This window comes from Desulfobacterales bacterium, from assembly GCA_021647905.1.
GTDB lineage: Bacteria > Desulfobacterota > Desulfobulbia > Desulfobulbales > BM004 > JAKITW01.
Genome location: JAKITW010000099.1, coordinates 1 through 7,883, shown reverse-complemented (window position 1 = coordinate 7,883; position 7,883 = coordinate 1). Strand labels below are relative to the sequence as shown.

Annotated in this window: 6 protein-coding genes; 1 reads left to right on the top strand and 5 read right to left on the bottom strand. The window is 60.3% G+C overall.

Annotation, left to right across the window (positions count from 1 at the left end; translation table 11 throughout):
* Positions 1-306: 306 nt before the first annotated feature.
* A complete protein-coding gene (locus L3J03_11745; GenBank protein MCF6291653.1) occupies positions 307-2,130 on the bottom strand; it encodes a hypothetical protein in 1,824 nt (607 codons plus the stop codon).
* 278 nt (positions 2,131-2,408) lie between these two features.
* Between L3J03_11745 and L3J03_11740 the strand changes: the two genes are divergently transcribed.
* A complete protein-coding gene (locus L3J03_11740; GenBank protein MCF6291652.1) occupies positions 2,409-3,707 on the top strand; it encodes a PilZ domain-containing protein in 1,299 nt (432 codons plus the stop codon).
* Positions 3,708-3,735: 28 nt separating this feature from the next.
* On the opposite strand, the gene L3J03_11735 is transcribed toward L3J03_11740, so the two are convergent.
* From L3J03_11735 to L3J03_11720, 4 genes are all read right to left on the bottom strand, one after another.
* Positions 3,736-5,148 (bottom strand): YncE family protein, encoded by a 1,413-nt coding sequence (locus L3J03_11735; protein MCF6291651.1) that lies wholly within the window; start codon positions 5,146-5,148, stop codon positions 3,736-3,738.
* Between the two features lie 69 nt (positions 5,149-5,217).
* Entirely contained in the window at positions 5,218-6,390 is a 1,173-nt protein-coding gene (locus tag L3J03_11730) for a hypothetical protein (GenBank protein MCF6291650.1), read from the bottom strand.
* An 11-nt stretch (positions 6,391-6,401) separates the two neighbouring features.
* A complete protein-coding gene (locus tag L3J03_11725) occupies positions 6,402-7,280 on the bottom strand; it encodes a hypothetical protein (GenBank protein MCF6291649.1) in 879 nt (292 codons plus the stop codon).
* Between the two features lie 20 nt (positions 7,281-7,300).
* A partial coding sequence (locus L3J03_11720; GenBank protein MCF6291648.1) for a cytochrome c3 family protein occupies positions 7,301-7,883 on the bottom strand: 583 nt, incomplete at its 5' end.

Here is a 7,883-nt window from a genome sequence, read left to right as displayed (position 1 = left end):
TGCCGAAGTTGTTTCAAATTCCGTTTTTGCCGTCACGGCTGCGGCTCAGGGTCCGCTACACCGTTCGCTATAAGAAAACCCCTTTCCCGGTCCAACCTCAAACGTACGGGGTTTACCGAAACCTTACGGCGCAACCCATCCCTGTTCATTGGTAACTGTTCACCAGGGCTACAAATTTACGGAACCCACCGGCCGGTAAGCGTTTACCAGGGCCACGGATTCGTGCAAGCAGGCCGGCGAATCCATAGTATGCCTATGTGAGTTGGCCTGATCGTGCGAAGATGGGGTGCTGGTGAACGCTTACGTTCATTGAACCCGGGTCTGGTCCATTGCCACGGTCACCGGTCGCTTGTCGGCCCGGTCATACTGCCGGATAAACCGTTCCACCAGCGGCAGATGCCGGTCCTCCCTCAGGTCCTTGATAAAACTATATGTAAGCGGGCGGTAGAGAAGCTCGGCCTGGACCAGGAACGGACCGGGACGGCCGTTGGCCTTGATTTGATAGGTTATCCGGTCCGAGCCGCCGGTAAAATCAGGATCAGCCGCGGCCCGGCCGTACACCCCGATATCCGCCTGGGCGGTGTCCTTGTCAAATCCCCGGGGCAGCAACCGGTTGTCCTTGAGATAAGCGGCGGCCCGGAGCAGGGTATGGGTGACCGCGCCATCGCTGTTGCCCATGATTGTCTCATAGATCTGCACCTGATCCGGGCTGGTGATCAAGGTATAATGAGGTTCAAAGGTTGCCTGGTTCCGGTCGGCGTCATTGCCGCTGATCCGGCCATCGGCCAGGGGCCGGCCCGACTCGAACACCAACTCGCCGTCTCCGCTGGTCACGGTCAGATGGATCCAGGCGTTGCGGGTGGGGAACCCGGTGGGAAACTTATGGCCCACCTTGTTGACCACTGCCACCCCCGTGAGCAGTTCCCCCCCCACCATCCGGGCCTCGGCAATAACAATCTCAGCGGTATCGTTCCGGAGCTGGACAATGGTCCGCTGCCTGCTGTCTTCGAGCTTGGCCGTGGAGGCGGTTATGCCGAGAGTTCTGCTGTTGTCCTGCAGCAGGTTGAGCATGAACACATTGCCGCCGACAAAATGATGCTGGGCAAAAGGATCTTTGGGCCTGGTCCCGGGCGGACCATAGTTGGCGATCTTCACCCCGCCCTCCAGGGAAAAGGGCATGTGGCATTCCTGGCAGGTTCGGCCCGGGCCGGGATTCATCCCGATATCGTGGCGCTGTCGGTCACCGGCCCCGAAGTCGCTGTGCTTCCACTCAAGAAAGGGGGTCTGCTCCGGAAACTCGCCAACCACCTTGCCGGCCGCATCGACATAAGGGGTGTACAGGGTGTGACAGGTGGCGCACAGGGCTGAGTCGTTGAGATGGCTGCCGTAACCGGGCGTGTAGCCGACGCTCTTGCGCATGGTTTTGCTCTCCGGCCCCTGGTAGGGCCCGAACAGCATCCGTTGCGGGGGCCGCCCCTGGATATCAACCGTGTACCTGCCGCTGAATCCGGCCTTTTCCCCCAGGTTCCTGTCCTGGATCTGGTGACACAGGCTGCAGGAGACACCGTCCATGGCAGCCTGGTGAAGCAAAGAGTCCGGGGCCAGGAAACCGGCTCCGGCAAGGGCGACCTTCTCACCCTTGCCCCTGGCCTCGGTGGCGGCCATGGGCATGTGACAGGTGACGCATTTCTCCTCAATTACCTTTTGCAGGGCCGGGTTGCGTGATACCTCGGAGCTGACCTTGGCCAGCCACAACGGATCCCGGGCCGCATTGGCCATCATCGTGGAACGCCAATGACCACTGATGGACATAGCGTTGCCGCCCCGGTCCTCCAACAGGTCATGACAGGCCGCGCACCGCGACGAACCGGTAAAATTCCCGGACAGGAAATCAGCCAGACCCCGGCCGGCCCGGACATCCTGTCTTACCCGGGCAGGGGCCTGTTTCTCCATTGCCGGCAAGACCCGGACCGCCGGCCCGGCATCCGGCGGCTCCACCGGCAATGGGGACCGCGGACCGACGGGCGCGGTATGGCAGGAAACATTCAGGCCCAGAACCATTGCCGCGCCAACCGTGAACAGCGCCACCTTCCGAGATATCCGTTGCCGACTCGCTCCCTTGAGCATCATCCGCCGCCCTCCTCAACATGGTTCCGTTTCGTTTCGCTTTAACCTCTTACAATCCCGGTTTTTTCTTGAAAGCCGGAGCAAATTACCCTATACTCGCAACTCGTTATTCAACAACTGGCCAAGGCTGACAGGTCTTGATACGAGTGGCAATGATCCGTGAACGTACCTTTAACAACCCTTCTTTTTCTCCCTGCCTTCTCTTTCCGTTGCGAGCGCCTTCCCTGTTTTTCCCATCCGGTCCCCCGGGTTTCCGCTCAATATCGTCCCGGTAAACCGCAATGATGAAACCGGTAAGAAAACTTCTCGCCGGCCTGGCAGCCGCGACCCTTATCCCGCTCGGGGCGGCGATCTTTATCCTCCGGCCCACCCCGGGATACGGCCTGATCATGATCGGTTGCGGCATTCTTGCGGTGTTGGCCGCCTGGCGAATGCTGGAGAGCACCCTGCCGGCCACCTTCAGCGAGTGGCGCAAGAAAGGGGGGCCGCCGGAAAGGTATGTGGACCGGCTCCTGGCTCCCATTGAAGAGTTCATCAACGGTATCCAGGCAAGCAAATTTTCGAAACAAGACGACGAACTCCGGCAGAAACTGCACCATCGCCTGGACGGACTGGCCCGGCGGCGCAACCTGCTGCCGGCCGGGGGCGAGATCAAGGAGATTACCGTCCTGATCTCCGACCTGCGCGGCTTTACGATCATCACCGACATCTACCCGGCCTCGGATGTCATCCTGCTCCTGAACCGCTACTTCACCCGGATGACGGAAATCATCACCCGTTACGGGGGAACGGTTGACAAGTTCGTCGGCGATTCGATCATGGCCCTGTTCATCGCCTCGGTGGAACATCCCAGGGCCCCGGAACGGGCGGTCTGCTGTGCCGCTGAGATGCAGATCGCCATGGACCAGGTCAACCGGGAAAATGAGCAAATGGGCATGCCCAAGATCTATATGGGCATCGGCCTCAACACCGGCAGGATGGTGGCCGGTAAAATCGGGTCCGACCTGCACTGCGAATATACGGTAATCGGCAAGGAGGTGAACCTGGCCTCCCGGATTGAGGCCGCCACCCTGCGGGGCCAGATACTCTTAAGCGAAAGCACCTATGCCCAGACCGAGAACATCGTCTTGGCCAAGGAACCCTTTTCCACATCGGTCAAGGGCAGGAAGGACCCGCTCCGGCTCTATGAACTGGTCAACGTCAAGGCACCTTACAATCTCAAGGTCCCGGAACGCGAGGTGCGTCGATATCCCCGGGCCGATGTGGATATCCCCTTCCAATTCCAGATCTGTGAAGGCAAGGTGGTGATCTCCGACGTCCACAACGGCCGGGTCCGGGACATCAGCGCCGGCGGGATGCGTGCCGTGACCAGCAGCGAGGTCGCTCCCCACTTTAACATCAAGTTCATGCTCAAGTCCGAGGCCCTTGGGGTATACAGCCATGACATCTATGCCAAGATCCTCAAGGTCAGCCCCGAAGAGGACCTCGTTGCCATGAACCTGGAGTTCACGGTTATTGATCCCAAGGACATCGGCGCGATCAAGAAGATGGTACACAAGATAAACAGTGAGGATTTTTAGGCGGCCGGCGGCACCGGAATCCGGCAGTCTACTCCATTACCGCCATCCCCATCGGCCTGGCGCCCAGTTCGATACGGCCCGCCACCCGGCCCGTGGTGGCCTCGACCACCGTGACATTACCGGACTTTTCATCACCGATATAGACCCAGCGCCGGTTTTCCGCATAGGCCATCTCCAGGGGTGAGCCCACCCTGTTCTCCCGCACCACCCTGGCCTGGCCCGGAACGATTATTGATACCGTGCCGCTGCCGGAGTTGGCCACATAGATTCTATTATCCACCTTGAGCAGCCGGGTGGGCGCCAACCCGACAACGATCCGGCTCCGGACCCGCCGGTTCGCCATGTCGTATACGGTTACGATATTGGCGGAAGATTCCGCAATGTAGAGCAGCAGGCCGTTTTCCAGCACCCCGCCGGGCGTGCCGCCCACCGGGATGGTCTCCACGGTCAGCAGGCTTTCCGGGTCCAGGAGATACACGGTATTGGAAAAGGCCGCTGATACGGCCAGCAGATGGCTGTCCGCCAGATAGGCCGCATACTCCGGCCGCTCTCCCAGCTTGACCCGGGCCGCCAGGGCGCCGCTGTCCAGATCCAGGCGGACGATATAGTTGCTGCGCCTGTCCAGGATATAGGCCCAGCGCTTTTCCCAATACATGGCAAGCAGGACCGGTTCCTCGACCAGGGGAATAAATATCCGGTCCACCTGTTGGTTGCCGGTCAGATCAATAACCTTTAAAAAGGCCTCTGACCCGCACAACACGTAAAGCAGGCGCCGGGAATCATCAACAGCCAGATAGCTGGGCCGGCCGTTGACCCCCAGGGAAGCGACCACCCGGTTGCTGTCGGTCCGCACCTGGTACACGGTGTTGATCTCCGGACAGGCCACGTACAGAAGTTCGGACATCAGGGGAATGGCGGGCTGGCCAGCGATGCTCAGGGCCGGATAAAACCCGCTGTCATCGTCCACCGAAGCGTCAACATCCCAATAGAGAAAAAAGGATTTGCTGTCCCCCTGCTCCAGGGTAACAGTGGTGGCAAGCGGCAGTTGGATGGTTCTTTGCCGAAACGACGAACCGCCGGTACCGCCCCTTAATTCCGGGGGGCCCTCTTCCACGGTGAGCCGGAAGGAGCGGCAAAAACCGGGCTCCACCCCGATCCGGGCGACAAAGAGCTGACGCCCGCCTATCTGCCTGGCATCAAGGACCAGCGGTTCGGCAAGCAGGGGCAGCCATTGGTCGTCAATCTGGACCGCCAGATCAACAACCCGCATGGAGAGCAGCCGGGTTGCCGGGCCGGCCAGTTGAAAAAAAACCGAGAGCCGGGCCGGTGGATTCCGGCCCTGGTCACCGGCCCGGGCAGCCGGGGTGGCGGCGAGACAAGCGCTGGACACGATGATGGATACCAGTAACAGGGCCATTGCCCGGGCAATACGGTTTCTCACCCCTTTATCCGGGGGATGGGTGCGGTTCCGCATCTTCCTGACAACCTCTCAATACCTGGGCGGGTTACTTTAATTCTTGGTGGAGTGACATTTCTGGCAGCCGTTGGTGGTCGAATCGTCAACACCGGGCCAGAGCTTGTAGTCCCAGCGCAGCAGGTCTCCATAGGGCGAGCCGTGGGCCCGGTGGCAGGTGAGGCAGGTGACAATGCCGTTGCCCGCGGTCTGTACGTTGGTGTTCACCAGGGTGATGGAGACATTGTTGGTGGCCACCGGCACCATCGGATCATAGGTTGTATAAGCGGCATACTCGGAGCCGCCGCCGCGGGCGGTATCAATGGTTTTCAAATCGATATCCACCGGGTGCCGGGCCCAGGGGGTGGCGCCGCCGTCATCCAGTTTGCGGCCATCCGCGGTGGTCGCCACTTCACTGTGAAAAATGCCGTGACATTCGGCACAGTAATAGGACATGGTATCCTGACCGACAACAACATCCGAGCCAGCGGTGTTCCTGATCTCGCCATAGTACTGGTTATGCGCCGCTGCCGTGGGCTGATACTCATAATCCGAGTCCTCGCGACCCTTGATTCCGATCAGGAAACGAAAACTGTTGCCCACCCAGTCGGCGGTGGTCAAGGCCCCGTTCTCATTGCGGTGATGCGCCTTTGACATGTTGGTTAAGGCGTGGTTGCCGTGGCAGCCGTAGGTGCCGGCACATCCGAGCTGCTGGCTCCAGGTGCCGCTGTTCACCGGATCAACGCCGCTGCCGTTCTTGTCGACCATGCCGGACCGCCAGCCCGGCGGCTCCATGCCGAAGGACGCCCCGTCAACCGAGGAGATACCCTGCACATTATGGCCGGTGTTGTCGTCATTGCCGCCGTTGGTGGCCACCCAGTAGAAATCACCGCCAGCCAGGGTATTGCCGGTGGAACCGTTCCAGTAACTCGGGCCGGTATAGGTATAGACGATGGGGATGCTGCCCGCAACGCCGGTGTTGGCGGTATCACTCTGATGGCAGCCCAGGCACAGGTTGGCGGCCGCGGCAGTGGCGGCGTTGGCGTCATTGGCCTCGGTCAGGTATGACCCCATAAGAGCGGACGCCACCCCGTCCTGACTGCCGTGCATGACGTGGCAGTCGCTGCATGCACCTGAGACCCCCCAGGCCGGGCCGGGTTGCAGGATGACGAGCAACAGAAAAACCAACAGGCCGCGGCCGGTGAGTCCTGGGGATATATTCACGTCCATTCGTCTCTTCCTTATTTCCGGCCGAATATCTGCACCCGGGCATTGCCCTCCTCCACCACACAGATATTGCCCCAGGGATCGAACCGCAGCTCAATGGGGAAATACAACTGGCCGCGGGCCTGCCCGGGGCCCAGAAACCGGTAGAGGAACCTGCCGTCCCGGGCAAAGGCTATAATCTCCCCGGCATGCCGGTCAAGCACGAAAAGGCGACCGGCCGGATCAACGGCCAGGGACCGGGGGAAATCAAGGGCCTTGCCCAATGATATTCTGTTCTCCAGGGTACCGTCCTTTCTGAACCGGTAAACCGCGTTTTCCGCCTGGCTAAGGGCCCAGATCCGGCCGTCCCGCACCCGGAAATCCACGAACCCGGCGCTACAGTCCGTACAGGCCAACCGCTGCCGGACCGTGAACTTCGAATCAGTGACCAGCACGCTGCCGCTGGCCTTGTCCAGGATATAAAAATCATCCCCTTCCCTTTCCAGGCGATCGACATATACCACCCGGCCGCGGTCCTTCAAGGTCTGCGGCACGATCTCCTTGTTCTTTAAATCGATACGAGTCACACTGTTGCGGCCCTTTTCCACCACATAGAGCCGTCCCCGGTCATCACGGGCCAGGTCAAACGGGTTGCGCAACTGTTTATTTGCGGTAAAGGCGTTCAACAACCTGCCGGTCCGGTCGAATGAGACCAGACGATTATTGCCGGAATCCACCACATAGTACCGCTCGCTCTTTTCGTCAACCAGCAGGGCCGTGGGCATGGACAGGTAAATCCCGGCGATATCACCCTGCAGGGTCGTCTGCCATTCCCAGGTCTCGGCAACCGCGGGCAGGGGCGCGGACCAGAACCAGACGACCAGCGCAACCAGCCATATGTATCGGTGACACATTCTCCCCATGGATTTCCAGGCTATCGCCCCTCCCCGAACTGATGACATTGGACACAAAGCGCCTTGGCGCCGCTCAACCGCAACTGATTCTTATAATCGGTCCCATGGGGATTATGACAGGTAACACAGGTCATCACCGCACCGGTCCGCTGGTCAAGGACCCCTTTGCCCACCGGATGGCTGAAGACGCCCTGGCTCTTGTGACAGCCGACACAGATGGCATTGCCGTCATCCTTCAGCATGGCCAGCCGGTTGGAGCCGTGCACCGCATGGCATTTACCGCAGTCGTTGATGGTTTCGGTGTGGACAAAAAGCTGTTTCCCCTGTCTCCTGAAGGTGTCCTCGTGGCAGGAACGGCAGACAGAGACCATGTGCCCCTTGAGCAACTCCTTGGTGTCGCCGGCATGGGGAGTATGACACTTGATGCAACTGTTGCCCTTGCCCATGGCCAGATGACTGTGGGTACGCAACACCCCTTTCATTACATCCTGGTGGCAGCCCAGGCAGATGGCGGCCCCGGGGGGAGACTTGCCCTGGTGACAGGAAGCGCAGCCCTGGCGATAGGGCGAATGGAGTACGTTGCGAATCAACCCCTGGCGATCA

Bases quoted from the DNA above. Each gene is read 5' to 3' on its own strand.
- L3J03_11745 (MCF6291653.1), bottom strand. From the start codon at position 2,130: ATGATGCTCAAGGGAGCGAGTCGGCAACGGATATCTCGGAAGGTGGCG.
- L3J03_11740 (MCF6291652.1), top strand. From the start codon at position 2,409: ATGATGAAACCGGTAAGAAAACTTCTCGCCGGCCTGGCAGCCGCGACC.
- L3J03_11730 (MCF6291650.1), bottom strand. From the start codon at position 6,390: ATGGACGTGAATATATCCCCAGGACTCACCGGCCGCGGCCTGTTGGTT.
- L3J03_11725 (MCF6291649.1), bottom strand. From the start codon at position 7,280: ATGTGTCACCGATACATATGGCTGGTTGCGCTGGTCGTCTGGTTCTGG.